Raw genomic sequence first — 25,861 nt, forward strand, 5'->3', positions numbered from 1 at the left:
TCCGGTTAGACTCCGACCTTCTCGCCCTGAGCCAACGGCCCAGCTACGACGGGTTCCTCCAACTCATCCTGGCTCCCGGTTGTCTCGCCGTGGGCCAGCATGGTGGACTCGTCGAACGGTTCCAGCCGGTCCAGCACGCGGTCAACACGGGCCCGGTCAATTTCCTTGACCCAGGTCCCCATCAGGACGGTGGCAACGGCGTTGCCGGTGAAGTTGGTCAGCGCCCGTGCCTCGGACATAAACCGGTCGATGCCGACAATGAAGGACACGCCGCCCACCAGGTCCGGGCGGTGGGAGGCAAGGCCGCCCGCAAGGGTCGCCAGACCCGCGCCGCTGACCCCGGCAGCTCCCTTGGAGGCCAGGATCATGAAGACCAGCAGGCCAATCTGCGATCCGAGATCCAACGGCTTGCCGAGCGCGGAGGCCACAAAGAGCGCTGCCATGGTCAGGTAAATGGCCGTGCCGTCCAGGTTGAACGAGTACCCGGTGGGAACGGTTATGCCCACCACCGGCTTGGACACGCCGAGGTGTTCCATCTTGGCGATCAGGCGGGGCAGCGCCACCTCGGAGGATGAGGTGGAGACGATCAGCAAATATTCGCGGCCCAGGTAGCGCATCAGTTTGAAGATATTAACCCCGGTGACCAGCTTCAGCAGGCTGCCCAGAATCACCACGATGAAGATGACGCAGGTGAGGTAGAAGGCTCCCATCAGGGACAGCAGGCTCAGCACGGCCTGCCAGCCGGTCAGGCCGACGACGGCGGCGATCGCACCAAACGCTCCCACCGGAGCCAGCCACATGACCATGATCAGGATGCGGAACACCAGCGCCTGGATGTAGCTGATGCCGGTCAACACCGCCTTGCCGGTTTTGCCCATCCGCTGCAGCGCAAAGCCTGTCAGCAGCGCCACCAGCAGGGTCTGCAGGATGTTGCCGGCCGTGAGCGAGGAAACCAGGGACGTTGGAATGATGCCAAGCACGAACTCCGTGGCCGAGGAACTCTCCGCCGGGGCCTTGTAGACCGCGTCCTTGAGGTGCAGGCCCGCACCGGGATGGATGATGTTACCCACCACCAGTCCGATGGCCAGGGCAAAAGTGGACATCACCATGAAGTACGCCAGCGCCATCCCGCCCACCTTGCCCACCGTGGCAGCCTTGGTGATGGAACCGATGCCCAGCACGATGGTGCAGAAAATGATGGGCGCGATCATCATTTTGATTAGACCGATGAAACCGTCGCCAAGCGGCTTCAACTGTGCGGCGAAGCCGTCCTTGCCCGGGAAGGACAACCCGACGATGACGCCAAGAATTACCGCCACAACGACGGCGATGTATAACCAATGAGACTTATCCAGCTGCTTACGGCGGACCGGTGCGGTTGACTCTCTTCGCTGAGAGGTCATGGGGGGGCACTCCTTGAATGTTGGATGGAATTGAAACGAAGGGAATGGAGCAGGAATCGAAGACGGGTGGAATTGTGAACGGAAGGAATTGAGTACGGAGGGAATTGAACGTACGGCTTGGTGGTCAAGTGGCTAGGCTGGAAAGAGCGGAACTCTCTTGGGCACTTGAACCAGCATGGCGCCAACTGTGACTATGCTCACCCTTGCGGTCATATTGTTCACAGCCAGGAGAGCCGGCGCCCGCTGTCCCTCTTTTATCCCGATTGTTCACGAAAGGAGCCGGAGATGATTTTCCAGAACTGGAGTATTGCCCGCCGGCTTTTCGTTGGACAGTTGGTGTTCCTGCTGGCCTTGACGGCGGTCGTGGGAACGGCGGCCGTGCTCGACTCCCGCGACAGGCTATACGGCCAGGCGGAGGAACGGATGGCCGCAATTGCAACCACCATTGCGGACAGTCCGCTGGTCCTGCAGGCCGCCGGATCGTCCGATCCGAGTGCCCTGCTGCAGCCCTACGCCCGAGCGGTGATGGCCGGTGCCCGGGTGGACTTCATCACCATTATGGCGACGGACCGGACCCGGTGGACGCACCCAACACCATCGGAGATCGGCAAAAAATACATCGGCTCCATCGACCAGGCACTTGCCGGTCGGACGTACACCGAAATTACCGCCGGCACGCTGGGTCCGTCCGTACGTGCGATAGTTCCCGTGCGGGACGCCGCCGGCAAGGTCCAGGCCCTCGTTGCGGTGGGCATGGCCGTAACAAATCTCCAAGTGGCTCTCAATGGCAGGCTGCCGGCCATTCTCGAGCTGGCCCTCGCACTGCTGTTGGGTGGTTCGCTGGCTTCGTGGCTGCTGGGCAGGTATTTGGCCCGGGTAACTCTGGGGTGGGGACCGGAACGCTTGGGCCAGCTGTTTGTCTATTACGAATCTGTGCTGCACTCGGTCCGCGACGGGCTGGTCCTGGTGGACCGCAATGGGGAGCTGGTGATGTACAACGACCAGGCTGCCGAGCTGCTCGGAATAGCCGCACCCGTGGAAAACCAGTCTTCCCCCCGGCTGGAAGCGCTGAATCTACCCGACAGCCTGGATGCGCTGCTGCGCAGCGGCCGCACCGCCCGGGATGAAATTCACCTGACCGACACGCGGCTGCTGGTGGTCAGCCAGGAACCGGCGCGCTCCCCCGAAGCCATGCCCGCGGGCTCCCGTGCCGCCTTCAGCCCGGCGGACGAGGCGTCCACACCGCCGGAGGGGAAGTTCCGCAAGGCCCGCCGGCCCAGGATCGGCACGGTGACTATGCTGCAGGATCACACCGCGCTGATGGAACTGGCTGACGAGCTGCGCTCGACCAGAACCCTGACGGACGCGCTTAGGGCCCAAACACACGAACATGCCAACCGGATCCATACACTGGTGTCGCTGCTGGAGCTGGGCCGCACCGCCCAGGCCCTGGAATTTGCAACGGCGGATCTGCAGCTGAGCCAACAATTGGCCGACGAGGTGGTGAGCTCGGTCGATGAGCCTGTGGTTGGCGCACTGCTGATGGGCAAAATGTCGCAGGCCAGCGAACGCGGAATTGAGCTGCGGGTCAACACGGAAGCGGTTCCCTCACCGGCGGTGCTGAGCGCCCATGACGCCGTAACCATCCTGGGAAACCTGATTGACAACGCAATGGACGCCGCAGCCGAAGGCCAGGAGCCGCGGTGGGTGGAGGTAGCCATCCGCAGCACGGCGGATTCGCTGGTCCTGGAGGTTTCCGACAGCGGCTCCGGTATTGACCTTGACGAGGCGCAGAAAGTACTCGCACACGGTTACAGCACGAAGAAAGGCGAACGCCACGGGCGCGGAATCGGCCTGGCTTTGGTCAGGCAGTCCGTTCAGAGGCTTGGCGGAGAACTGCGGATCAGCCAGCGGCAGGGCGCGGTTTTCACCATCACCCTTCCGCGGGAGCGTGCCGCCAGCCCGACCGGCAGCGGCACCCCTAACGGCGACCCTGCCGGCGGCCCGGCCGAAAAGAAGACTCTGGATGGGAGCCGAAGATGGTGAGGGATGCTGCGAAGAGTCCTTCACCGCAGCCCGCCGACCACCCCATCCGGGTGCTCGTGGTCGATGATGAACCGATCTCCGCCGATGCCCACGCGGTCTACGTGCAGCGGTTGGAAGGCTTCGCTCTTGCGGGCGTGGCGCACGATGGACAAGGCGCGCTGCGCAGCCTGCAGGATGCGGCTGCTGCCGGGACACCTGTTGATCTGATCCTGCTCGACATGAACCTCCCGGATCTCCATGGCCTGGACGTCAGCCGGCGCATTCGTTCCGCCGGGAACGCGGTGGACATTATTGCCATCACGGCGGTCCGGGAACTGACGATAGTGCGCGGAGCCATTTCCGCGGGGATCGTCCAATACCTGATCAAACCCTTTACGTACGCCACCTTCGCGGAGAAACTGGCCAATTATCGGGCGTTCCGGCGCCAATTGGAGACACAGTCCGCGTCCGCTTCACAAACCGGTGTCGATCAGGCTTTCGCCAGTCTCCGCAGCCCCGTGGACGTGCCCTTGCCCAAGGGGCTCTCGGACGGAACGCTGGCCGCCGTCGTCGTGCTGCTCAAATCCCGCCAAGGACCCGTCTCCGCGGCCGAGGTGATGGAGCAGTTGGGCATGTCCCGGGTGACGGCACGGCGTTATCTGGAGTATTTGGCCGAGCAAGGGTCGGTTCGCCGTGATGCCCGCTACGGGACCCCCGGGCGGCCGGAAAATGAATATCGCTGGCTTCGTTAGCCCGGTCGGGCGGTTGATGAAGCCACGTCCGTGGAAGGCACGACGTTCAGCGAGGTCATCATTCGTTTCAGGAACAGGTACTCCTCGGAGTGCATGAAGACGCGCGCCCCATCGAGGGAATCAAAAACGTGGACGGCTCCGTTGTGCCGGCCGGACCCGACGCTGTCCGGATATTTTTCGCTCTGCTCCGCGAACGAAACCGTCACCGGGACGGCACCAACGGGCCGCACCGCGACATTGGGATGTGTGCAGGGATCGGGCACATCGATTTCACCGCTGATGGCAATGGACGAGATGGTCACCGGCCCAGCGGCCAGCCCGCTCACGCGGTAGACAAACTGCACCGCGCTGTTCCCCCCTGCGCCAACGCCGGGAACGGGGGCGCGGTCCAAGGTCGAGACCATTTTGGAGCCGACACAGGGAGGTCCGATCGGAAAGCCAGCCACCGCGTAGCTCAGTGCGGCCACGATGGCGCCGTGCCCATTGAAGACCAGGGCGGAAAAGTTCGGTTCCGGTCCCAGCGCGCTGCCGACTGTATCAATCAGCCAGCCGGGCGGCAGGTCAAAAGAGAGGGCCTTACCGGCGGAGCCGAACACGGTCCAGCCCTTGAAGGGCCCGACGACCGTGTGTGCTGCGGTGCCGGGACCCGCCGTGTCCGAGGGTAGCCCAAAGGCCGTTACGGCACCGCCCTCGCCAACCGGACCAGCCGGTTTCAGCAGAAAAAGCCCCGTGGCTATCAGCACCACGATCACGGCCACGCTCACGGCGGCGGCCGTGGCCGGAAGCCGCCGTTTCCGCGGCTCCCGCAACGGCACTTGGGCCACTGCGTGCAGATTATCGCCGCCGGCATCGCTGCCCCGGACTCGATCCAGGATTTCCGCGGCCAGCAGGTCATCGTGCAAGATGCCGCACGCCGGATCCAGGGCCGCGAACTCCTCGGTCACGACGACGGTGCTCCAGCTCCGGGCGCCCTTCCGTTCCGGCTCCAGCACTTCCGCCGCGGCCGCGAGCGCAGCAAGCGCGCCCCGCCGGTCCCGCCGCACCGTCCGTTCGCTTTCCTCCAGGACGGCTGCGGTCCAATTCGGCGCCAAGGCGTCCCAACAGCTCAAGATGAGGTGCTCCCGGTGTCGCTGCGCCAGCCCCGACCAGGCCATCGAGAGCACGGAGTCGTTGTCCGGGTCCAGCGGTGAGGCGGTGCCCGATACGGCGCGCCATATTCCTTCGGCTTGAAACAGGAGCCAGGGCAGGGCCGCGGTGTCCGCCGTCGCCTGCCGTTGCCAGGCGAGCTCATAAACGCGCTGCGCCGCGGCCACGGCCTCGGCCTCGATAAGCCGGCGGCGGAAGAATGCCAGCACGCGGGGAAAATTGTCCGTTTGAGCGGCCGTGAAGTCGAAATCCACTTCCCTGAGCATCGGCACCCCTCAGTCGGGCCGTTCCGGTCCTTTGACTTCAGCATAGCAATGGGGGCCAGCGGCAACGCTGTGTTTTTCCTGTTCCCCCGGTTAGGAGCGGCTGCACCAGGCCGAATCGAGAGCGCGTCGGTGCCGAGCTGACTGTATACATGGATACAGTCGATTCCCGGATCTCCCGCATCCGTTTCTGCTGAAGGAGTCTTAGTTGTATACACTGGAAGTCTCCAGCTGATCGAGCCCGGAAGGAGAAAGCATGCGGGCCAGCGACCGCGCTTACGCGACCCTGCGCAACGACATTGTGCAATGGCGGCTGCCGCCCGGCTCCGTCCTGGCGGAAGTGGACCAGGCGCTGCGGCTGGGCGTTTCGCGCACGCCCCTTCGGGAAGCGCTGGCACGGCTGGCCGCCGACGGATTGGCGGCACCGCACTCCGGACGTTCCATGGTGGTGACGGATATTTCGCTGGACCATGTATCGGAGCTTTTTGAGCTCCGCGGCGCGTTGGAGTGCCGAGCCGCGGAACTTGCCGCTGAACGAGGAGACCGGCACGTCTTCGCCACGCTGGCACAGGAATTTTCCGCGGCTGCCACGGCCTTGGAAGGACCCGCAGCGGCACCCGGTAGTGCCGCCGTGGCTGCCGGGCCGGAAGGTTCCGGGGATCCGGAGGATCCGGGCCGGAGCGAGTACTACGCGCTGGTCGACCGGCTGGATTCAGCCATTGACGCAGCGGCCGGAAATGCCTACCTGGCACAGGCACTGCGCAATCTTCGGGTCCACTTGGTCCGGGTCCGCCGCCTGTCCCGCGATAACCCTCCCCGCCTCATCGAAGCGGCCCGCGAACATGCCACCATCGCCGAGGCCATCGCAGCCGGACAGCGCTCCCTCGCGGCCGCAGCCACCACCGTCCATCTATCCAAAAGCCTGAAACATCTACTCTGCACGCACTGAAAGGAATCCCATGGTTGTCCAACACCACGTCCGTGTCCATAAGAGCGGGGAAAACCTGGCCCGCACCGATCAGCTGGCCTACAAAATTGCCCGGGTTGCGACCGATCCGGTGGCGGTGCTGCCGGAGATCACCGAGATGGTGATCAACCGCATCATCGACAATGCCTCCGTAGCCATCGCCTCACTGAACCGGGCACCGATCACCGCGGCGCGGGCCCAGGCCCTCGCACATGCTCCCAGTTCCGGCGGCCGAGGCGCCGGAATCTTCGGCATCTCAGAGCGGGTTTCCCCCGAATGGGCAGCCTGGGCCAATGGTGTGGCGGTCCGCGAACTGGACTACCACGACACCTTCCTGGCAGCCGAGTATTCGCACCCAGGAGATAACATTCCACCCATCCTGGCCGTCGGCCAGCACGTTGGCAGCACCGGCGCCGACCTGATCCGCGGCATCGCCACGGGCTACGAGATCCAGGTGGACCTGGTGAAAGCCATCTCACTGCACAAGCACAAGATCGATCATGTGGCCCACCTGGGCCCGTCTGCCGCCGCAGGGATCGGCACCCTGCTGGGCTTGGATGCGGACACCATCTTCCAGGCCGTTGGCCAGGCTCTGCATACGACGACGGCGACGCGGCAGTCACGCAAGGGCGAAATCTCCACTTGGAAGGCCCATGCACCGGCCTTTGCCGGGAAAATGGCGGTGGAAGCGGTGGATCGGGCAATGCGCGGCCAGACCTCTCCAACGCCGATTTATGAGGGCGAGGACGGCGTCATTGCCTGGCTGCTGGACGGACCCGACGCTTCCTACCAAGTGCCGCTGCCGGCCGAGGGTGAAGCGAAGCGCGCCATCCTGGATACCTACACCAAGGAACACTCCGCCGAATACCAGGCGCAGGCGTGGATCGACCTGGCCCGTAAGCTGCACCGCGAACATCCCGAACTGGCGGACTCTGCCAAGGTGGCGGGCATCGTCATTTCCACCAGTCACCACACGCACTTCGTGATCGGCTCCGGGGCCAACGATCCGCAGAAGTACGACCCCACCGCCTCGCGCGAGACGCTGGACCACTCCATCCCGTACATCTTCACTGTGGCTCTGCAGGACGGCGCCTGGCACCATGTCGCCTCCTACGCCCCGGAGCGCGCCGCGCGGCCGGACACCGTTGACCTGTGGCACAAGGTGAGCACGCAGGAGGACCCGGAATGGACCCGGCGCTATCATTCGCTGGATCCCCAGGAGAAGGCGTTTGGTGGCAGTGTGGAAATCACGCTGACGGACGGGAGCATCATCACCGACGAGATCGCCGTGGCGGACGCCCATCCGCTCGGCGCCCACCCGTTTGCCCGCGCGCAATACATCAACAAGCTGCGAACCCTGGCGACGGGCGAGGGCGGGAAGCCGCTGGTCGAGGAGGCCGAAATCAATCGATTCCTGGCCCTGGTGCAGCGCCTGCCGGAACTGGGTCCGGGGGAACTGGACGGGCTGAATATTTCCGCTGCCGCCGGAGTTCTCAACCTTTCTGACGCACCGAAGGGACTGTTCTGATGCTGTACTCCGCCACCACACCCGCGCAGAAACGGGAAGCGTTCCGCACCGGTCTGGCCTCGGCCGAACTTCAGCAGTTCCCGGGGGCGTTCAATCCACTCTCCGCCCGGCTGATCCAGGAGAAGGGTTTTGACGGGGTCGATATTTCCGGTGCTGTGCTGGCCAACGATCTGGGTTTGCCTGACATTGGGCTGACCACGCTGACCGAGGTGGCCACCCGGGCTGGCCAGATTGCGCGGATGACGGATCTGCCCTGCATCGTTGATGCCGACACCGGCTTCGGCGAACCGATGAACGTGGCCCGGAGCATCCAGGAACTGGAGGACGCCGGACTGGCCGGCTGCCATATCGAGGACCAGTTCAACCCGAAACGGTGCGGCCATCTGGACGGCAAGAACGTCGTCGACCTGGAAACGGCCACCAAACGCATCCGCGCCGCGGCGGACGCCCGGCGGGATCCCAACTTCCTGATTATGGCCCGCACGGACATCCGCGCCGTGGAGGGGCTGCAGGCCGCCCAGGACCGGGCACGGGCCCTGGTGGACGCCGGAGCGGACGCCATTTTTCCCGAAGCGATGAAGAGCCTGGCCGAGTTCCAGGCCATTCGGGACGCCGTGGAAGTCCCGATTCTGGCGAATATGACGGAGTTCGGTCAGAGCGGACTGTTCACCACCGCACAGCTGTCCTCGGTGGGAGTGAATATGGTCATCTATCCGGTGACACTGCTGCGCAGCGCGATGGGAGCCGCCGAGCGGACTCTGGACGCCATCCGGGCGGAGGGAACGCAGGAATCCGCGGTCCCGCAGATGCTGACCCGTGCACGTTTATATGAATTGGTGGATTATGAGGCGTACAACCATTTTGATACATCCGTTTTCAATTTTCCGGTCCCCGGCAAGCACTGAAGGAGCGTCATGACACCAACATCCGAAGCCACAGGAACCGAAATCCACAAGGGGCTCGACGGCGTTGTCGTTGACAGCACCGCGGTTTCAAAGGTGAATCCGGAGACAAATTCACTGCTGTACCGGGGCTATCCGGTGCAGCAGCTGGCGGCCAAGTGCAGCTTTGAGGAGGTCGCCTATCTGCTCTGGCACGGCGAACTGCCGACGACGGAGCAGCTGGCCGGGTTCGAAAAGGCCGAGCGTGACGGCCGTGGGCTCGAGCGCGCCGTCAAGGCAACGATCGACCTGCTGCCCATCACCACCCACCCGATGGATGTCTGCCGGACGGCGGCCTCGGTGCTCGGCGCCACCCACCCCCAGGCGGAGGAGAACTCCCGCGAAGCCAACCTGAAAAAGTCCATTGACCTGCTGGCCGCGATGCCCGCCGTCGTCGCTTACGACCAGCGCCGGCGCCGCGGCGAAGAGGAGGTCCCGGCCCGCGATGACCTGGGCTACAGCGCGAATTTCCTTTACATGACCTTCGGCCAGGAGGCGGCACCGGAGGTGGTGGAGGCATTCAACGTCTCGATGATCCTCTATGCCGAGCACTCCTTCAACGCCTCCACCTTCACCGCCCGGGTGATCACCTCGACCCTGGCGGATCTGCACTCGGCCGTCACAGGCGCGATCGGCGCCCTGAAGGGTGCCCTGCACGGCGGCGCCAACGAGGCCGTGATGCACACCTTCGAACAGATCACCAGGGACGCCAAGGGTGCGGATCCGGCCGAATCGGCCAAGTCCTGGCTGGATGCAGCGCTCGCCGCGAAGAAGAAGATCATGGGCTTTGGCCACCGGGTTTACAAGAACGGTGACTCCCGCGTTCCGACCATGAAGGCGTCGCTGGACAAGATGGTGGAACACTACAACCGACCCGATCTGGGCCATTTGTATGACGCGCTGGAATCCGCAATGGGCGAAGCCAAGAACATCAAGCCCAACCTGGACTATCCCACCGGGCCGCTGTATCACCTGATGGGTTTCGACACCCAGATGTTCACTCCGCTCTTTGTGGCGAGCCGGATCACCGGCTGGACGGCGCACATCATGGAGCAGTTGGAAGCCAATTCGCTGATCCGGCCACTGAGCGTGTATAACGGTGCTCCCGAGCGGGACGTGCCGTAACAGACGCCGGAGCTGAATGCGGCCCGGCCTGTCCGCCGGACCGCATTCAGCTCCTAAGTCAGTGCAGCGGGTGACCACACCGCCGCAATGGAGTCCGCCACGGTTTCGTTGTCATCATTGAGCACCACCCGTACGGCCAATCGTTCCCCGGTCAGCATGGCCGGGAGCCAGTGCTGAGCATCGGCCCACATCCGCTGGTGCGGCAGGACCGCCACCGGGTGCCATTCGGGCGCAATCTCGTCGCTCTCGGTGGCTTCCCCGTTGAAGGTCCGGGCTAGGAAGATCGTGGCGAACATGTTCCATTCGGTCTTCGCCGGAAAAACGAACTCCACCGTCCCCGCGGGAATTAGATCCGCCGGGAGTACCAGCACGCCCACTTCTTCGGCCACCTCGCGGCAAACCGCCTGCTCCGGGCTCTCCCCCAGCTCCAGGTGGCCACCAATGCCCACGATCTTTCCGGTGCCAAATCCCGCTTTCTTCAGGCCCAGCAGGACCTCCGGACCCTGAGTGGAATCCCGGACCAGGAAGCACAGTGTCACAGCGGCTGCTCTCATTCCCCCAGCCTACGGTCCCTGGCCGATCAGCAGCCCGCGCAGCAACTAAAAGTGCCATGGCCGCATTGGCTGACCGGGCTTCCCCAAAAGCTCGGTTTCCATCGTGCAAACGCTCTCGACTGCACAGCCGCTGGTCGGTATCCCATCGCTGATGGGGCGTGCGCCACCGTGCGCGGCTATGGCTCCACTGCGCAGGGTCCCCGGTGGGGGCATCCGCAGGGTCAGGGGCGTGGGCATCCGCAGGGTCAGGGGCGCGGAGGAAAAACCCTCGGCGTCCCGGGAAAATTGTTCCTGGCCATCCAGGGGCCAGACGCTCTTCAGGTCCGAGGCTCCCAAAACCAGCAGGGCGGCAGTTTCGGCCATGGCAAGCACCGGCCATGCGCTCCGGTGCGCGCTGGCGGGAGGGACTCCTCCTCCCGCTCCAGAGGCGTGCTCGTCGGTAAAGATAGTGGCATTGTCCGCAATTTTTTTCAAGATCCGGCGTCCGAGCAGGACGTCCTCGGCCGCCGCAGCGGCGCCGCAACCGTGCGCCGGGTCGATGGCCTGCAGTTCAGAGACTGTCGGAAAGCCGCAACCAACCGCAGAGTCCGCCGCTGTGCTGCCACCCGCACGGGCCACCGCGTAGGCCCGCCGGGCCAGCCGAAGCCGCCACTGGACGCGCCACCGGTTCTGATCGAGAAGGCCGGATATTTCGGGGATGCGCAGCCCGTCCCAAAGTGCCAGCATCAATATCTCGCGGTCGCTGCCCCGCAACGAGGCAAAAGCCACGGCGGCCGCAGAACCACCAAATGCTGTCCGCTCCGGTCCCGCAGCCCCGCTGAGCAGCAGCGACCGGGCCCATTTGAGCTGCGGCACTAACCGATAGGAGTCCGGCTGCCAGCCAATTTGCTGAGCGAGCCGGCAAATGGTCTCGGCTGCCCGCCGCGACTGCGATTCCGTGGCCAAACGCCGCCGGAAAAAACCGAGCACAGGCAGGAAGTTCGCCAGTTCCCTGACGGAAAAATCATTCTCCAGTTCTGCCAGCATGATTCCTGCTTCCGAGCCGACACCCTACCTATAGGGTAGCGCCGTCAGGGACCGTTGCCCACAAGCTTTTCGCGCAGTGCCACCGGTATCCCGGCGGCTTCGAAGTTGCGGTCCATCCATTGGCCGGAAGTCTGGCCGGCGGCCGCGGTACGGTCCATCAGCTCAGCCCAGCCCAGTACCTGCGCGGACGGTAACTCCGGGTCGTACATGTAGCCGACGCCATCTTGTTTCGCGAAATAAATCAGCTTGGGCCGTGCTGGGGCGGATTGATACGTGGCCCGGAAGGCCATCCATTCATCGGCGCACCCCAACACCACAAAATAATCCGGATGGTCCTCGTAGGTTGTGTCATTGTTCGGCCCGCGCACATTGGAAATCTCGCAGGCTGGTTTACCCGTTGAAGGATTCATAACGATGGTGCGCACTGGCGTTGGTACGGATTTGATCCGCAGGGAGGTCATCATGCGTTTGGTGTTGGCGTAGTCCGTGGTGGCCTGATAAGCGCGAGCCTGCGCCATATTGTGGAAAAAGAGTCCGGCGGGCGACCCCCCGCCACTGCTGGCCCGTCCCGGATAGGGCAGCTCCTCCTGCCCACCGAAGGCAACGTAGAGCAGGCCTCCCGCGCCCTGCTGCTGGACAATGTCCGGCTCGGTGCAGCCGGCAGAGTGTAGGGCAAACGATCCGTCGCTTATTCCGAGTGTGGAGCGTACTGGAGTTCCGTCCAGCACCTGGTAACGGAAGGTGGGAACGTTGCCGGGCCGCGCCGGGTTCAGTCCAGGGACGGGGATCGAGTCCAGACTGACCGACCGCCCCTGTTCCTTGGGATCCAGGGAACAGGTACTCGGGACGTCAGCCCGGCTGCCAAGATTCAGAACACCCTTGACGGCGCCATTCCGGTCCATTACCTGCGCATACAACGTGGATCGGTTTCCCCGCGTGGTCGACACCGAGTTGACCGTCCACGTGGGCGCCAGCTCAAAGGACACCGATGTGTTTAGTGCCTCAAACCGGGACCAGTGCTCAAACGGGCCGTAGGTCCTGGAGGTTGTCGGTTCCGTAAATGACGGCGGGCTGCCGCCGGACAACCGCACCGTGGGTTGCGGCGGCGTGGTCGGTGGCGGGGAATTGAGGCTGACGCCGGCCACCAGCGCGGTCGCGGCGGCGGCGACAAGCACCAACCCGGCCACCGCAGGCCGGGAACTGCGGCGGCGCCGGGAACCGGGCCTGCCGGTGCGTGTGCTGGGCTTCCGGAAGCGGGCTTGAACGCCGGCACCGCCGCTGACGCTGACACTGTCGCCGTCACTGACACTGCCACCGTCGCTGTCGCTTTCGCTGTCGCTGATAAGCAAGCCTTCGTCGCTGATCCGGCGCAGGACTCGAAGGCACAGTGCCTCCTCCGCTCGGTGCTCCCGGTGCAGCGGGTCCAACCTGGACATTGCGGCGGGGTCCAGCCCCAGCGCTGCCGCCAGTGTGGTGGTGGCAGCGCGCAGCCGCCGGTTTATCCGGCGGGAGGCACTTCCTGTTACCTCTGCAATCTCCTGGCAGCTGAGCCCATCCCAGTAGGCCAGCACAAGCAGTTCGCGATCACCAGGACTGAGACCACGCCAGCGGCGGTCCTGGTCCGTGCCGCCGGGAAAAGGAAGGATATCGGCGTGATGGGCACCCGGTTCCAGCTCCTCCTTCCAGAGCAGGTGGCTGTGGCGCAGAAGCAACAGGTCATTGACTTCTGCAGTTCCATCCTGGAACCAGTCGGCGAATGCCGCCCGGAAGACGGTCTTTGTGGCGTCCTCCGGCGGGGCGCCCGGAGCCAATCGCCGGCTGAAATAGCCGTTGACCTTATGAAAACTGGCTTGGTGCAGGCCTGCGAAGTCCACCGGAGTTGCCATCTCGCCAACTGGCTCCGCGCGCATGCTCAACCCCGATCGTCGTCGAACCTTTCTCCATCATTGTCACGCACCCGGCTGCGGTTTGGTTCCCACCAACGCCTGGGACCGCGCAGGGGATACACCGAAAGCATGAACTCAGCGATGGCCGGTTCCGGCGGCTAACCCCGCGGAGCCGGTGGACTGTGGAACGAGCTTCAGCGACACCAGCATCCGTTTAAAGTCCTGGTATTCAGCGCTTTGCATATACCACTCGGCCTGGTCCACGGTGTCGAACGTGTGCAGCGACGGACCAAGTCCCTGGGCCGCAGCCGCGGCGGGGACAGGTTGCAGGATCTGCTGGTCGGCGAACGAGAAATAGGAAGCCCGGTCCCCTCCCGCGGGCAAGGCCGCCAAGTTTAACTGAATGCAGGATCCGGCTCCGGAAGGGAAGCTGTTGGTCACGATTCCCAGCGAGGCGGTGACCGCACCGCTGTGCTTGTCCTGCACAATTCGGTAGACGAACCCGGCCGGATTTCCCAGCTCGCTGGAGGGAACACCGGGCACCGGCGCAGAGTCGAGGGTGGAGAGTTCGTATCCGCCCTTTTTGCAATCCACCGGCGGCCCGAAAGCGCTGTAGCCGGAATCCAAAACGGCCACCTGGACGCTGCTGGAATTGGAGACGGCGGCGCGGATCCTGCCGGAATCCCCGAAGGTTGAGCCGCTGCTCAGGGCGTCCACCGTCCAGCCGGGCGGCAGATCAAAGGACACGGTCTTGTTCAGCGCCGTGAACGTGCTCCACCGCTTGAACGGACCGTACGAGGTCTTGGCCACAAGTTGGCGCAGGTATTGGGTATCGGCGGGCGTGCCCACGGCGGTGGAAGTCCCCGAAGACGGATCCGGCAGGATCAGCAGCGCGCCGGCTCCTAACGTAATCGCCGCAGCGGACGCAACGAGGACGACGGCGATCAGTGGCTTTTGGTTGCGGCGCTCCTTTGACGTCCGCTGGGACCGGGAGGACATCGCGCGAGTCTTCGACCCCGGCGCAATAACGTTCTGCAAGACGGAGCGCGCCAGAGAAATATCTTCCGTTCCTCCGGCCAGAGGGTCCAGCTCCAACAGCTCCTGGGCCAACGGTCCACTGCCATGCCGCAGATACTCGCCGGGAGCATCCGAATCCGGCGTTCCCGGTTGTCCCGCCGCCCCGGGCGGATCAGACTTCTCCTCCAGTTCTCTGTGGGGGAGCTGCTCCAGCTGCTCCACCAGCCGGGTTCTGGCCCCGCCGGCGGCCTTAACCGCCTGCCGGTTGGTGCTGGCCAGGACCTGGGCCAGTTCGGCACCGCTGAGACCATCCCAATGGATGAGGATGAGCAGTTCCCTGTCCGTCTCCGGCAACCTTCTCAAGGCCTGCGCCAGCGCTGAATCCTGTGCCGGCAGCGGGAGTGTTGGTCGAATTGTTGCGTTGGCGCGATTTCCGGCCCGGCGCAGCAGCCAGCCCAGCTGGGCCGATTCGCGGCCGCCGTCCAGCCAGAACTCAAAGGCCAGCCGAAACAGCTCTTCGGTGCTGCCCAAAGCGCCTTCGGAATTAGCCCCCCGACGGCCGAAGTACTGCAGAACTCTGGGGAAATTTGCCTCCTGCGCGGCCACAAAATCCTTGATCTGCTTCGTCACTGCAATCCCCCTTGCGCTCCAGCCACCGAGCTTACAGCCTCCCCGCGGAGCGCCTAGCCCAGAGCCCTGGGATGCGCAGCGGCGTAAACCTCCCGGAGGGTATCCGCCGTGACCAGGGTCTAGACCTGGGTCGTGGTGACGGAGGCGTGGCCGAGCAGCTCCTGGACCACGCGCACATCGGCGCCGCCCTCCAGCAGGTGGGTGGCAAACGAGTGCCGCAGGGTGTGCGGAGAAACGTCTTTCTTGATGTTGGCACGCTCAGCCGCGGCTTTGAGGATGGTCCAAGCACTCTGCCGGCTGATCCTGCCGCCGCGGGCATTGAGGAACAACGCCGGCGTGCCGGTCCCCTTGGCCACCAGCAGCGGGCGGCCGCGAACCAGATAGGCCTCGATGGCTCGTGCGCCGTAGGACCCCAGCGGCACCAGGCGCTCCTTGGAACCCTTGCCGAAGAGCCGGACGACGGCAGGGCCCACTCCTGCGGGTTGGGCGGCGACATCGTCCACTTCCAGGCCGACGGCTTCGCTGATGCGGGCTCCGGTGGAGTACAGGAATTCCAGTAGTGCCCGATCCCGCAGTCCGGTCGCGGTGTCGGTACCCGCTGCCTCAAGGATTCGGGTAACTTCTTCCACGCTGATCGCCTTGGGCAATCTTCGGCCAGGCATCGGCGGATGGACGTCGGCGGCTGGATCGGTGGTGGTGACACCCTCCAAGGCCCAGAACTTGTGCAGCCCCCGCACAGCCACGACGGTCCGCGCGGACGAGCGCACGGCAAGGCTGGCCGATCCATCCGAGCCTTCTGCCAGCGCCTTAGCGAAGCCCGTGACATGGTGGCGGGTGATATTTTCCGGCGAGGTCACCCCGGCCTGGAGCAGGAATCGCTGATAGCGGTTGAGGTCCCGCCGGTAGGCCGCCAGTGTGTTGACGGCCAATCCGCGCTCCACACCCACGTGCTGCAGATAGTCCAGCACGGCACGGGCCAGGGCGGACGTACCGGTTCCCGAACCCGTGGTCACCGCTGGCTGGGGTGTGCGGGCCATGGCGCGTCGGCGCCGCGCAAGGACGCGAAGCCGTTGCCACGGGCGGCGGCGGCCGCCAGAATCCCGACGACGGCGGAGGGGTTATGCAGCGAACCGTTCAGCACCGCCGTCACCGCGTCGTCCAGCTCCATCCAGTGGAATTCGATTTCGGCTTCTTCCTCGGTCCGGGTATGCCGCTGGTCTTGGGGGACGTCGTTGAGTCCGCGCGCCAGGTAGATCCGGATCGCCTCAGAGGAGGACCCGGGCGAATTGAAGACGTCCGCCAGGACCTTCCATTCCGAGGCCACCAAATCCGCTTCCTCGGCCAGTTCCCGTTGGGCACCGGCCACGAAGCCCTCACCGTCCACGTCGAGCAGCCCCGCAGGGATTTCCCAGAGCGTCATTTTCACCGGGTGCCGGTACTGGCGCAGCAGCAGCACTTTTCCGTCGTCGTCCAGCACCAGCACGGCCACTGCCCCGGGATGCGAGATATAGTCCCGGGTCAGCTCCCCGCCACCGTCCTGCAGCGTGAAGGTATCGCTGAGGACGTTCCAGATCCGGCCCCGGTACAGAATTTCGGAGGAGACCAACGGGCGTTCGCTCTCTTGGTCCGCGAGCCGTTCGGCCGGATGTACCGCGGCGGCGATTCCGGAGTCGTTGGTCATCGGCTAGACCTCAAGGAGCCGAGTGGAGCGCTGGCGTGCCAGCGCGGCGGTGACCAGTCCAGCGAACAGCGGATGCGGACGGGTCGGCCGGGAACTCAGTTCAGGATGCGCCTGCGTGGAGACGTAGTACGGATGCACGTCCCGGGGCAGCTCGACATATTCCACCAGTTTGCCGTCCGGGGAGGTTCCGGAGAACACCAGGCCCTCGGCGGCGATCTGGTCCCGGAACTTGTTGTTTACCTCGTAACGGTGCCTGTGACGTTCGCTCACCGTCGTCGTGCCATAGGTCTCCGCCACCACTGAGCCTTCGTCCAGCTTCGCTTCATACAGACCCAGCCGCATGGTGCCGCCCAGGTCGCCGTTGCCCTGGACGATTTCGAGTTGCTCTTCCATCGTGGCGATCACCGGGTACGGCGAACCGGGCTCGAATTCGCTGGAGGAGGCCCCCTCCAGTCCCACCACGTTGCGGGCGTACTCGATCACCATGCACTGAAGTCCAAGGCACAGCCCCAGGGTGGGCAACTGCGCCTCGCGGGCGAACTTGAGCGCACCCAATTTGCCCTCCAGCCCGCGGATGCCAAAGCCGCCGGGGACGCAGATGGCGTCGACGCCGTCGAGCGATTTAGCCGCTCCGGCCTCAGTGGCACAGTCGTCGGAGGGAACCCAGCGGATCTGCACCCGGGCGTTATTGGCAAAACCGCCGGCGCGCAGGGCCTCGGTGACGGAAAGGTAGGCGTCGGGCAGGTCGATGTACTTCCCGACCAGCGCCACTTCCACGTTGTGGGCGGGGTTATGCACCGCCTCCAGGAGCTGGTCCCACTTCGTCCAGTCGACGTCCTTGAAAGGCAGGTCCAGGGCGCGGACGATGTAGGAATCCAGACCTTGGGCGTGCAGCGTTTTGGGGATGTCATAAATGCTGGGCGCATCGGCGGCGTTGACGACGGCGTCAATGTCCACGTCGCAGGCGCGGCCGATCTTCTCCCGCATGGAGTCCGGAACCTCGCGGTCCGAGCGCAGGATGATGGCGTCCGGCTGGATGCCGAGGGAACGCAGCGCGGCTACCGAATGCTGCGTGGGCTTGGTTTTCAGTTCCTGGGACGGTCCAATGTAGGGCACCAAGGACACGTGCAGAAAGAACACGTTGTTCCGGCCGATGTCCTGCCGGACCTGGCGGGCCGATTCGAGGAACGGCTGGGACTCGATGTCGCCCACTGTTCCACCAATCTCGGTGATGATGACGTCCGGCGTCTTCTTGTTCTCCACCGGAAGCCGCATCCGGCGCTTGATTTCATCGGTGATGTGCGGAATGACCTGGACCGTGTCGCCGAGGTATTCGCCGCGCCGCTCACGGGCAATGACCGTGGAGTACACCTGCCCCGTCGTCACATTGGCCGAGCCTTCGAGATTCTCATCCAGGAAGCGCTCGTAGTGCCCGATGTCCAGGTCCGTCTCGGCACCGTCATCGGTGACGAAGACCTCGCCGTGCTGGAACGGATTCATGGTGCCGGGATCAACGTTGAGGTACGGATCCAGTTTCTGCATGGTTACCGCGAGGCCACGTGCGCGCAGCAGATGGCCAAGGCTGGACGCCGACAGCCCTTTCCCGAGAGACGACGCGACGCCGCCGGTGACGAAGATGTGTTTGGTCGTCTTGGACTGACCACTGAACCGGGAATTTGATCGTTGCACCACGGAGTTCGAGCCTATCACCTTTGCAGCTTGCCTTCTGTCAGATAAGGCACAATTCTCTCACGCCGGGAGCGGCGCCGATGCGCCCGGGTATGCGCGCCTGTCGCTATGCACCCCGGAGGCTGCGGGTCGTCCGCGCGTCTTCAAGGAGTTCCCGGGCATGGGCTTGTGCCGTGGCGGAGTCCTCCTGGCCCGCCAGCATCCGCGCAAGTTCGCGCACCCGGCCGTCCTCATCCAGCAGCGTCACGTCGCTGGAGGTGAAACCGGCGCCGGAGGTCTTGATCACCCGGATGTGCTGGTCCGCGAAGGCAGCAACCTGGGGCAGGTGAGTGACCACCAACACCTGCACGTGCCGGGCCAGCATCGCCAGCCGCCGGCCGATTTCCACCGCGGCCTTGCCGCCCACCCCGGCATCGACCTCGTCAAAGACGAAGGTGGGTACGGGATCCACGGCAGCCAGGACAACCTCAATGGCCAGCATGACCCGGGAGAGTTCGCCGCCGGAGGCGCCCTTGCCCAGCGGCCGGGGTGCCGCTCCGGCGTGTGGCTGGAGCAGGAACGCGACGTCGTCCGCTCCGTGAAGCCCGGGCTGGGACGCCGGCGCAACGTCGATGACCAGATTGGCATCAGGCATGGCGAGGGCTTTGAGCTCGGTACTGACCCGATTCGACAGCTCGGCCGCGGCAGCCGTCCGGGCGGCGCTGAGGCCGGCGGCACGTTTAGCCAGCTCGCCGGCCGCGTCCTGGACCTCACGCTCGAGGGCCTCGATCCGGCCTGAGTCATCCTGCAGTTCCGTCAGGCGCAGCCGCGCGGTATCTGCCCAGCCGATCACCTCGTCAACCGAGTTGCCATACTTTCGAAGCAGCACCGCGAGGGCTCCCCTGCGGTCCTCGACCTCGGCTAAACGGCCCGGTCCCTCCGAATCCAGCGAGGCCGAGTAACTGGCCAGCCCGGTGGCAATATCCGCCAGCAGGTAGCCCACCTCTGCCAGCTGCGCGGCGGCCGACTTGAGCTCCTCGTCATGCTCGGCGACGTTGTCCAGCTGCCGTTTCGCCGTATCCACCAAAGTGGTTGCATCACTGGTCCCGCCGAAATCCTCGGCGATGAGCGCCTCGTGGGATTGCTGGGCCGCCAGCCGAAGCTGTTCCAGGTTGGACAGCCTGATCGATACGACCTTGAGCGCGTCATCCTCGCCGGGCTGAGGATCGACCGCATCAATCTCGGCCACGGCCAGACGCAGGGATTGAGCCTCCCGGACCCTTTCCCGGCCGGTGTTTTTAAGTTCCTCCAGCTCGAGCCGGGCATCCTGCCAGCGTCGGAACAGCTGTCGGTACTGCTCCAGCTCACTGGGAAACTCCGGTTGGGAATCCGCGGCGAACCTGTCCAAGGCGTCACGCTGGGCGCCGGCGCTCTTGAGCCTGATCTGGTCCGACTGGCCATGCACCACCACCAATTGCTCCCCCAGTTCGGCAAGTACCCCCACCGGAGCCTGCCGACCGCCCACATGCGCCCGGCTGCGCCCGTCGGCACCCACGGTGCGGGCCAGCAGCAGTTCCGCTCCGCCGTCGTACTCCTCAACGTCCGCGCCTGCGTCAGCGGCACGCTCCAGGGACCGGTGACCGGGTGGAAGACGCAAAGTCGCCTCAGCCGCGGCGCTTTTGGCCCCGGTCCGAACGGCACCGGCATCGGAGCGGGCGCCGAGGAGCAAGCCGACGGCGGTGACCACCATGGTCTTTCCGGCCCCAGTTTCGCCGCTGACAACGCTCAGCCCAGGCCCGAGGGTCAGCGTTGCCTCCGCTATGACGCCCAAGTCCCGGATCCGGATTTCTTCAATCATGGCGCCTCCTCGGCGCCCCTGCCGGAAACCGGCGCGACGACGGGCGCCTTGGGTTTGGGGCTGCTCAGCATGGGAATGGGTGCGGTGCGGGTGGTTTCCCCCTGGCTTTCAGGACCGCGCCAGCCCTGGATGGGAAGCTCAAACTTGCGCACCAGCCGGGCCGAGAATGGTGTCTGATGAGTGCGTGCAAGACGGACCGGCCGGTCCGAGCGGGTAACTTCGATGCGGGAGCCCGGCGGCAGGTCCACCATCCGGCGGCCATCGCACCACATCACCCCGTGCGCACCGGTGCGGGTCAGGACCTCCACCGCCAGTTTGGACGTCGGCGAGACCACCAACGGTTTGGCGAACAGCGCATGCGCACTGATCGGGACCATCAGCAAGGCCTCGACATCAGGCCAGACAACGGGCCCGCCGGCGGAAAAGGCGTAGGCGGTGGAGCCGGTGGGCGTGGCCATCACGACACCGTCGCAGCCAAAGGAGCTCAGTGGACGTCCATCCACCTCGGTGACGACCTCGAGCATCCGCTCCCGGTTGCCCTTTTCCACCGCGACCTCATTGAGTGCCCAAGTGTGTTCCACCTTCCGCCCCTGCACCCACACCGAGACGTCTATGGTCATCCGCTCCTCGACGGTGTAGTCGCGGCGGACCACCCAGTCGACCGTCTGCGCCAGGTCCGCCCGCTCGCTCTCGGCCAGGAAGCCCACATGGCCCAAGTTCACTCCCAGCAGCGGCACGTCGGAACCTCGCACCTGCTCGGCCGCCCGCAGGATGGTGCCGTCACCGCCAAGCACCACCACCAATTCCACCTCGGCCAGCACAACGTCCACGTCCAAAATTTCGGTCGGAACGTCGATCACACCCAAGAACTGGCACATGTCCGCCAGTTCATCACGGGTCATCACCGGAACCAGGCCGGACGCGTGCAGTTGGGTGCAGACCTGGAGGGCAGCGGTCATGGACTCCTCACGCCCGGTGTGGGTCAGGATCAACACTCGCCTGCTCATCTGGTTCTGCTTTCTGCCGCTATGACGGCCAAAGGGCCGAGACCAGCTTTTGCACGCCGGCCTCCTGCTCCTCGATTTTAGGTGCGGACGGGGACAAAGTCCGGACGCACCAGAGGAAGTATTCCACGTTCCCATCCTGCCCGGGCAAGGGGCTGACGGCCAAGCCGGACAGTTTCAGGGCGGCCGCCGCGGCGGCCCGAGCCACCTGAGTGACGGCCCGCCGTCGTTCCTGCTCCGATCCGACCACGCCGGTTCGGCTGAGCCGCTCGCGCCCTACTTCGAACTGCGGCTTAACCATCAGGAGCAGATCCCCGCCGGCTTCGGTGGCCGCAGACAATGGCCCCATCACCAGGGACAGTGAGATGAAGGACAGGTCGCAGACGGTCAGCGCCACGGGTCCACCAATGGCTGACACATCCAGGTAACGGATGTTGAGCCCCTCGTGGACCTGCACGCGCGGATCACCGCGCAGCACCGGGACCAGTTGTCCATGCCCAACATCGACGGCAACCACCTCCCGGGCTCCGTTGCGCAGCAGCACGTCGGTGAATCCTCCGGTGGAGGCGCCCGCGTCCAGACAGCGCTTACCCGCCACCGAAACGTCGGGAAAGGCCGCCAGCGCGCCAGCGAGCTTGTGCCCGGCACGGGACGCGTAACCGGGTTCGCCGTCGTCGCTGACCACAAGATCGGCATCGTCGGGAATCTGCTGCGCTGCCTTGACCAGCTGCACCCCCGCCGAGCTGACCAGTCCATGGCTGATCAGTGCCGCCGCATGAGTACGGGAGCGTGCCAGCTCCCGACGAACCAGTTCCCGATCCAAGCGGGTCATTCGCTGCGACCGGACCGCGGACCTGCGGCGGGCTGGTGACCGGTTCCGGCTTCGGCCCCGGACAGCGGGTCAGCGTCCAGTTCCGCCCGAAGCGCGTCGTGCAGTGCCAGATACCGGGCCGGATGTTCCGCGGTGGGAACGGCCGACAGTTCGTGCGCGCTGCCCAGAATCGCGTCTACGGCCGGGTCCTGGGTCGCCGACGGGGACGGCGGCCACACTTCGGCCCCGGCACCGGGTGCCTGCGGATTCTGCTGCGGATCGACCATGGTCCAAGTCTAGTTGCCGGTCCCATCGCCGGCCTTGCTTTCCCCGGCGAAGTGAATGGCCGGCATCGCAGCCTCCGCAGCGTCCGGCTCGGCTTCCCACCACGCGGCGCAGGCAGCACGCCAGCCGTTGAGGTCGCTGCGCAAACCCGTGACCCGCAGTTCGTTGTCCATCACGGCAGCATGGGCTCCGCCGCAGCTGAAGCCACCGTCGCGCATGGTCACCTCTGGATAGGGTTCATAGAGCTCTGCCAGCGTGCCCAGCAGATAGCCCGGACGCTCCGGTGCCCGGGCTGCGAGCACGCTTTCCCGCGTGTCCACACCCGTCAGCACCACCGCAGTGGCCATCCCTGCGTTGTTGCCGCCGAGAATGTCGGTGTCGAGCCTGTCGCCCACCACCAGAGGACGGGACGAGTTGAGCCGCTCCGCCGCAAGCTTGAAGAGGGCTGCTTCGGGTTTTCCAGCCACCACCGGCTGCTTGCCGGTCGCTGCGGTGACCGCAGCGACAAACGTGCCATTGCCCGGGGCGATTCCCCGCTCCCGTGGAATCGTCATGTCGGTGTTGGTGGCCACCCACTCGGCGCCGGCTGCGACAGCGTAGCTGGCCTCGGCCAGATCCTTCCACGTCAGCGACGGTTCAAAACCCTGAATGACGACGGCGACGCCATCTTCGGCGGAGTGCACCGGCACCATTCCGACCAATTGGACTTCCTCAGCCAACGCTGGGCTGCCAGTAATAAGCACCTTCGAACCGGCGGGGAACCGTTGTGCCAGAAGTTGGGCACCGGCCTGCGCGGAGCTGACCACCTGCTCCGGCGTGGCCGGCGCACCAAGGTCGCGCAGGTGCTGGGCAACCTGGGCAGGCGACCGGGAGGCGTTGTTGGTCACGTAGCCCAGGCCCACATCAATGGTGGACAGCCTCTTCAGGGCATCTACAGCCCCCGGAATGGCATCCGCTCCGGCGTAGACCACTCCGTCCAGATCAGCCAGAACTGCGTCGAAGGTGGAGATCAGCGACGGCTCACTCATTCAGCCCGGTCTCCCGGGAGTTGGAAGCGGATCCATGCGCAGCATCATCATCTGCCACCGGGTCCTGGTCCATTACGGACTCGCCATCCGATGCTGGCTTTTCCTCCTCCGCGCCGGCGCGATCGTGAGCTTTGTGCTGCGCAACTGCTTCGAGCTCCGCCCGGTTCTCCTCGTCGATGCTGAACTCGTCGGAATCGGCATCGTCGGAGCTGAAGTAATCTGACTCGGCGTCGTCGACTTCGGTCTCCACCGCCGCTGCACTGGAAGCCGCAGTACTGCGCCTGGCTGCTGGGACCGCAGCCGCAGACTGGACCACTGCTTCGCCGTCGTCGTTATAGACCGTGGTGTCCCGCTTTTTGCGCTCCGGCTCCTCCTCGCCGTCGTCAGCGAGGTCCACGATGAATGGATCCGCGTCCTCACCCTCACCGAGTGCTGACTCTGCCACCGCCGCCTGACGCAGCCAAGTTGCCGCTTCGGTGCCGCGTCCCGCCGCCTGCAGCGCGTCAGCATAGGCGCGGAACAGCCGAGGGCTGAAGGAAAAGGCTCGATTCATATCCAGCTGCTGAATTTCCAGTGCAGCGATGGCCGCGTCCAGCTGGCCCAAATCCGCCCGGGCTCCAGACGCGACTATGGCGAGCTCCACCTTTCCGGCCGTGTCCAGTGTCTGCGCATCCTCGGAGCGGACCATATCCAGGGCCCGGTCCGGGCGCCCCAAGCCCCGCTCACAATCAGCCATCACGGGCAGGTGCTCGTTGGATCCGCTGATCCGCCGGTAAGTTCGGAACTCGCGCAACGCCTCGCCGTAGTGCCCGGCCGCATACGCCGTCAGTCCCACCGCTTCGCGGACGGCGGCCAGCCGACCGCCACGGCGGCTGGCTGCCAGTGCGTGCTGGAACGCCAATTCCGCGTCGTCGTCCATCAGCCGGCCTGCCATCACGAGGTGCTTGGAAACCCACTCTGCATTCTTGGCTTCAAGCGTGCGCAGCTGAGCCCGGGTCACCTTGTCCAGTTCGCTGCCCGTCACGTCGTCGTCGATGATCGGCGACCTCTCGCGATCCGAACGGTTGGAACTGCGAAGGTCCGCCGCGTTATGCGACGGGGCAGGCCGCTCTTCGCGCGGAGCCCATCCGGAGCGGGGGGCACCGTCGCGGTTACCCGCACCGGAGAAGGGCTTACGCTCACCCTCCCGGGCCGGACGATCACCATAAGGCCTGTCAGCACGCGGGGCACGATCACGCTCACCAAACGGTTTACGCTCACCACCGGAGAAGGGCTTACGCTCACCCTCCCGGGCCGGACGATCACCATAAGGCCTGTCAGCACCGGAGCCACGGAAGGGTCTTCTTTCAGCGCCGGCTGACCTGTTCCCGTCGCGCTGGGCGCCCGCGCCTCGTTCGGAGTGGCGGTTGTGGTCATCTGGACGATCGTTCCGCGGACGATCCCCACGGTTATCTCCATTGTGATCAGCCATGCCGGACTCCTATCCATGTGAGCTGACTAACTGTCGCAGTCGCAGCCGCTCGTCACTATTAACGTAGAAAGCAAAAAAACGTACGGGCACTTCGGCCCTACTAATTATTCTAGTCGAGGTCGGCAGAGCCGCCCATGAATCGGGCGTACCGAGCAAGAATGCTGTCCCAGGGCACGCAGTTTTCCGGGACCTTCCCATCCTCGTTCGCCGACGGCCGTCTGTCTTGTGTCAGGCGAACTTCCGTGGCCGCCTTCGTGACGGCGTTGAAACTGACCCGCACCCGGGTAGGGCTGAGCGGGTTTCCACCGTGCCAGCTCAATTCCAGCGATGACGGTGGTGACCAATGCCGCACGGTAGCCCAGAGATCTTTGTCACCGCTATAAGACTCTTCAATGAGCAGTCCATCCTCAAAACCGATGTACGCGTCCGGACCCAAACTGCTGTGGTCAGCCAAAGGCCACCACAAATGAATGTTGTCCGTGAAGCCGTCGAAGGCCGCGCGCTGGTCCGCGCTAACGGTCACGACTGCCGAAACTGGTGCGAGTGAGCTACCTCCGGTTTCAGTTGCAGGTGCGGCGTGCGAAAAGAGCTCAAACATGCAACCAGCCTACCTGCCGGCCATTAGGCCAGGGCGCACCGAATCTGGTGCGGTGAGCGGCCATGCGGCTGGTGGACCCCCGGGGCCGCCGGTGCCGGGACCGCCGGTGTGGCCCGTCGTGCCCGGTGCCGGTGCCGGGGGCCGGGGGCCGGTGGTTAACGAGGCAGGAGCCCCGCACATGGTGCGGGGCTCCT

General features: G+C 65.0%; 22 protein-coding genes and 1 pseudogene. 7 read left to right on the forward strand and 16 right to left on the reverse strand.

Annotated features, from left to right (window positions below; translation table 11 throughout):
* Nucleotides 1-5: 5 nt before the first annotated feature.
* Entirely contained in the window at nucleotides 6-1,403 is a 1,398-nt protein-coding gene (locus tag IV498_RS10120; protein ID WP_269046433.1) for a cation:dicarboxylate symporter family transporter, read from the reverse strand.
* Nucleotides 1,404-1,691: 288 nt separating this feature from the next.
* Here IV498_RS10120 and IV498_RS10125 point away from each other — a divergent pair, with 288 nt between their 5' ends.
* Both IV498_RS10125 and IV498_RS10130 read left to right on the forward strand, forming a co-directional pair.
* Nucleotides 1,692-3,449 (forward strand): sensor histidine kinase, encoded by a 1,758-nt coding sequence (locus IV498_RS10125; protein ID WP_269046458.1) that lies wholly within the window; start codon nucleotides 1,692-1,694, stop codon nucleotides 3,447-3,449.
* Nucleotides 3,443-4,180: a response regulator gene (locus tag IV498_RS10130; protein ID WP_269046434.1), complete on the forward strand. Its 738-nt coding sequence runs from the start codon at nucleotides 3,443-3,445 to the stop codon at nucleotides 4,178-4,180. The genes IV498_RS10125 and IV498_RS10130 overlap by 7 nt, the downstream gene beginning before the upstream one ends.
* Here IV498_RS10130 and IV498_RS10135 read toward each other — a convergent pair.
* On the reverse strand, nucleotides 4,177-5,592 hold the full coding sequence (locus IV498_RS10135) for a hypothetical protein (protein WP_269046435.1): 1,416 nt from the start codon (nucleotides 5,590-5,592) through the stop codon (nucleotides 4,177-4,179). The two genes, IV498_RS10130 and IV498_RS10135, sit on opposite strands and share 4 nt — an antisense overlap.
* A gap of 253 nt (nucleotides 5,593-5,845) precedes the next feature.
* Between IV498_RS10135 and IV498_RS10140 the strand changes: the two genes are divergently transcribed.
* Genes IV498_RS10140 through IV498_RS10155 form a run of 4 tightly spaced genes read left to right on the forward strand, consistent with a single transcriptional unit; the run spans nucleotide 5,846 to nucleotide 10,150 of the window.
* The gene (locus IV498_RS10140; protein ID WP_269046436.1) at nucleotides 5,846-6,538 is read left to right on the forward strand and encodes a GntR family transcriptional regulator; all 693 of its coding nucleotides are present in this window, start codon (nucleotides 5,846-5,848) and stop codon (nucleotides 6,536-6,538) included.
* Between the two features lie 10 nt (nucleotides 6,539-6,548).
* Nucleotides 6,549-8,084: an MmgE/PrpD family protein gene (locus IV498_RS10145; RefSeq protein ID WP_269046437.1), complete on the forward strand. Its 1,536-nt coding sequence runs from the start codon at nucleotides 6,549-6,551 to the stop codon at nucleotides 8,082-8,084.
* A complete protein-coding gene (gene prpB, locus IV498_RS10150; RefSeq protein WP_269046438.1) occupies nucleotides 8,084-8,989 on the forward strand; it encodes a methylisocitrate lyase in 906 nt (301 codons plus the stop codon). The genes IV498_RS10145 and prpB overlap by 1 nt, the downstream gene beginning before the upstream one ends.
* Before the next feature lie 9 nt (nucleotides 8,990-8,998).
* Nucleotides 8,999-10,150, forward strand: coding sequence for a bifunctional 2-methylcitrate synthase/citrate synthase (locus IV498_RS10155; protein WP_269046439.1), 1,152 nt, complete (start codon nucleotides 8,999-9,001; stop codon nucleotides 10,148-10,150).
* A gap of 53 nt (nucleotides 10,151-10,203) precedes the next feature.
* Here IV498_RS10155 and IV498_RS10160 read toward each other — a convergent pair whose 3' ends face one another.
* The 14 genes and pseudogenes from IV498_RS10160 to IV498_RS10225 all read right to left on the reverse strand — a co-directional run bounded on the left by IV498_RS10160 (nucleotide 10,204) and on the right by IV498_RS10225 (nucleotide 25,592).
* Nucleotides 10,204-10,704 (reverse strand): 8-oxo-dGTP diphosphatase, encoded by a 501-nt coding sequence (locus tag IV498_RS10160; protein WP_269046440.1) that lies wholly within the window; start codon nucleotides 10,702-10,704, stop codon nucleotides 10,204-10,206.
* Nucleotides 10,705-10,749: 45 nt separating this feature from the next.
* Nucleotides 10,750-11,730, reverse strand: coding sequence for a hypothetical protein (locus tag IV498_RS10165; RefSeq protein WP_269046441.1), 981 nt, complete (start codon nucleotides 11,728-11,730; stop codon nucleotides 10,750-10,752).
* A 44-nt stretch (nucleotides 11,731-11,774) separates the two neighbouring features.
* Entirely contained in the window at nucleotides 11,775-13,640 is a 1,866-nt protein-coding gene (locus IV498_RS10170; protein WP_269046442.1) for an RNA polymerase sigma factor, read from the reverse strand.
* Between the two features lie 111 nt (nucleotides 13,641-13,751).
* Nucleotides 13,752-15,263 (reverse strand): RNA polymerase sigma factor, encoded by a 1,512-nt coding sequence (locus IV498_RS10175; RefSeq protein WP_269046443.1) that lies wholly within the window; start codon nucleotides 15,261-15,263, stop codon nucleotides 13,752-13,754.
* A 53-nt stretch (nucleotides 15,264-15,316) separates the two neighbouring features.
* A pseudogene (gene xerD, locus IV498_RS10180) lies at nucleotides 15,317-16,300 on the reverse strand (site-specific tyrosine recombinase XerD).
* Complete coding sequence (locus tag IV498_RS10185) at nucleotides 16,273-16,944, reverse strand: NUDIX domain-containing protein (RefSeq protein WP_269046445.1); 672 nt, start codon at nucleotides 16,942-16,944, stop codon at nucleotides 16,273-16,275. Before IV498_RS10185 ends, xerD begins: the two are co-directional and overlap by 28 nt.
* 3 nt (nucleotides 16,945-16,947) lie before the next feature.
* On the reverse strand, nucleotides 16,948-18,654 hold the full coding sequence (locus IV498_RS10190) for a CTP synthase (protein ID WP_330059424.1): 1,707 nt from the start codon (nucleotides 18,652-18,654) through the stop codon (nucleotides 16,948-16,950).
* 85 nt (nucleotides 18,655-18,739) lie between these two features.
* Nucleotides 18,740-20,470 carry a DNA repair protein RecN gene (gene recN / locus IV498_RS10195; protein ID WP_269046447.1) on the reverse strand — a complete coding sequence of 577 codons (1,731 nt, stop codon included), beginning with the start codon at nucleotides 20,468-20,470 and terminating at the stop codon, nucleotides 18,740-18,742.
* A complete protein-coding gene (locus IV498_RS10200) occupies nucleotides 20,467-21,477 on the reverse strand; it encodes an NAD kinase (protein ID WP_269046448.1) in 1,011 nt (336 codons plus the stop codon). Before IV498_RS10200 ends, recN begins: the two co-directional genes overlap by 4 nt.
* A gap of 19 nt (nucleotides 21,478-21,496) precedes the next feature.
* Nucleotides 21,497-22,306, reverse strand: a complete 810-nt coding sequence (locus IV498_RS10205) for a TlyA family RNA methyltransferase (protein WP_269046449.1) — start codon at nucleotides 22,304-22,306, stop codon at nucleotides 21,497-21,499.
* On the reverse strand, nucleotides 22,303-22,572 hold the full coding sequence (locus IV498_RS10210) for a hypothetical protein (protein WP_269046450.1): 270 nt from the start codon (nucleotides 22,570-22,572) through the stop codon (nucleotides 22,303-22,305). Before IV498_RS10210 ends, IV498_RS10205 begins: the two co-directional genes overlap by 4 nt.
* A 9-nt stretch (nucleotides 22,573-22,581) precedes the next feature.
* Nucleotides 22,582-23,598 carry an HAD-IIA family hydrolase gene (locus IV498_RS10215; RefSeq protein ID WP_269046451.1) on the reverse strand — a complete coding sequence of 339 codons (1,017 nt, stop codon included), beginning with the start codon at nucleotides 23,596-23,598 and terminating at the stop codon, nucleotides 22,582-22,584.
* Entirely contained in the window at nucleotides 23,591-25,069 is a 1,479-nt protein-coding gene (locus tag IV498_RS10220) for a hypothetical protein (RefSeq protein WP_269046452.1), read from the reverse strand. The genes IV498_RS10215 and IV498_RS10220 overlap by 8 nt, the downstream gene beginning before the upstream one ends.
* A gap of 109 nt (nucleotides 25,070-25,178) precedes the next feature.
* The gene (locus IV498_RS10225; RefSeq protein ID WP_269046453.1) at nucleotides 25,179-25,592 is read right to left on the reverse strand and encodes a hypothetical protein; all 414 of its coding nucleotides are present in this window, start codon (nucleotides 25,590-25,592) and stop codon (nucleotides 25,179-25,181) included.
* Between the two features lie 73 nt (nucleotides 25,593-25,665).
* Here IV498_RS10225 and IV498_RS10230 point away from each other — a divergent pair.
* Nucleotides 25,666-25,861 (forward strand): hypothetical protein (locus IV498_RS10230; protein WP_269046454.1); only part of this gene is annotated, 196 nt, incomplete at its 3' end.

Origin of the sequence: Paenarthrobacter sp. Z7-10, from assembly GCF_026932795.1 — a bacterium.
Classification (GTDB): domain Bacteria; phylum Actinomycetota; class Actinomycetes; order Actinomycetales; family Micrococcaceae; genus Arthrobacter_M.

What these genes read in the sequence shown, in the direction of transcription:
- IV498_RS10215 (WP_269046451.1), bottom strand. Translation starts at nt 23,598, where the DNA reads ATGAGTGAGCCGTCGCTGATCTCCACCTTCGACGCAGTTCTGGCTGAT.
- prpB (WP_269046438.1), top strand. Translation starts at nt 8,084, where the DNA reads ATGCTGTACTCCGCCACCACACCCGCGCAGAAACGGGAAGCGTTCCGC.
- IV498_RS10155 (WP_269046439.1), top strand. Translation starts at nt 8,999, where the DNA reads ATGACACCAACATCCGAAGCCACAGGAACCGAAATCCACAAGGGGCTC.
- IV498_RS10135 (WP_269046435.1), bottom strand. Translation starts at nt 5,592, where the DNA reads ATGCTCAGGGAAGTGGATTTCGACTTCACGGCCGCTCAAACGGACAAT.
- IV498_RS10185 (WP_269046445.1), bottom strand. Translation starts at nt 16,944, where the DNA reads ATGACCAACGACTCCGGAATCGCCGCCGCGGTACATCCGGCCGAACGG.
- IV498_RS10145 (WP_269046437.1), top strand. Translation starts at nt 6,549, where the DNA reads ATGGTTGTCCAACACCACGTCCGTGTCCATAAGAGCGGGGAAAACCTG.
- IV498_RS10140 (WP_269046436.1), top strand. Translation starts at nt 5,846, where the DNA reads ATGCGGGCCAGCGACCGCGCTTACGCGACCCTGCGCAACGACATTGTG.
- IV498_RS10165 (WP_269046441.1), bottom strand. Translation starts at nt 11,730, where the DNA reads ATGCTGGCAGAACTGGAGAATGATTTTTCCGTCAGGGAACTGGCGAAC.
- recN (WP_269046447.1), bottom strand. Translation starts at nt 20,470, where the DNA reads ATGATTGAAGAAATCCGGATCCGGGACTTGGGCGTCATAGCGGAGGCA.
- IV498_RS10170 (WP_269046442.1), bottom strand. Translation starts at nt 13,640, where the DNA reads ATGCGCGCGGAGCCAGTTGGCGAGATGGCAACTCCGGTGGACTTCGCA.
- IV498_RS10120 (WP_269046433.1), bottom strand. Translation starts at nt 1,403, where the DNA reads ATGACCTCTCAGCGAAGAGAGTCAACCGCACCGGTCCGCCGTAAGCAG.
- IV498_RS10205 (WP_269046449.1), bottom strand. Translation starts at nt 22,306, where the DNA reads ATGACCCGCTTGGATCGGGAACTGGTTCGTCGGGAGCTGGCACGCTCC.
- IV498_RS10200 (WP_269046448.1), bottom strand. Translation starts at nt 21,477, where the DNA reads ATGAGCAGGCGAGTGTTGATCCTGACCCACACCGGGCGTGAGGAGTCC.
- IV498_RS10210 (WP_269046450.1), bottom strand. Translation starts at nt 22,572, where the DNA reads ATGGTCGATCCGCAGCAGAATCCGCAGGCACCCGGTGCCGGGGCCGAA.
- IV498_RS10220 (WP_269046452.1), bottom strand. Translation starts at nt 25,069, where the DNA reads ATGGCTGATCACAATGGAGATAACCGTGGGGATCGTCCGCGGAACGAT.
- IV498_RS10130 (WP_269046434.1), top strand. Translation starts at nt 3,443, where the DNA reads ATGGTGAGGGATGCTGCGAAGAGTCCTTCACCGCAGCCCGCCGACCAC.
- IV498_RS10160 (WP_269046440.1), bottom strand. Translation starts at nt 10,704, where the DNA reads ATGAGAGCAGCCGCTGTGACACTGTGCTTCCTGGTCCGGGATTCCACT.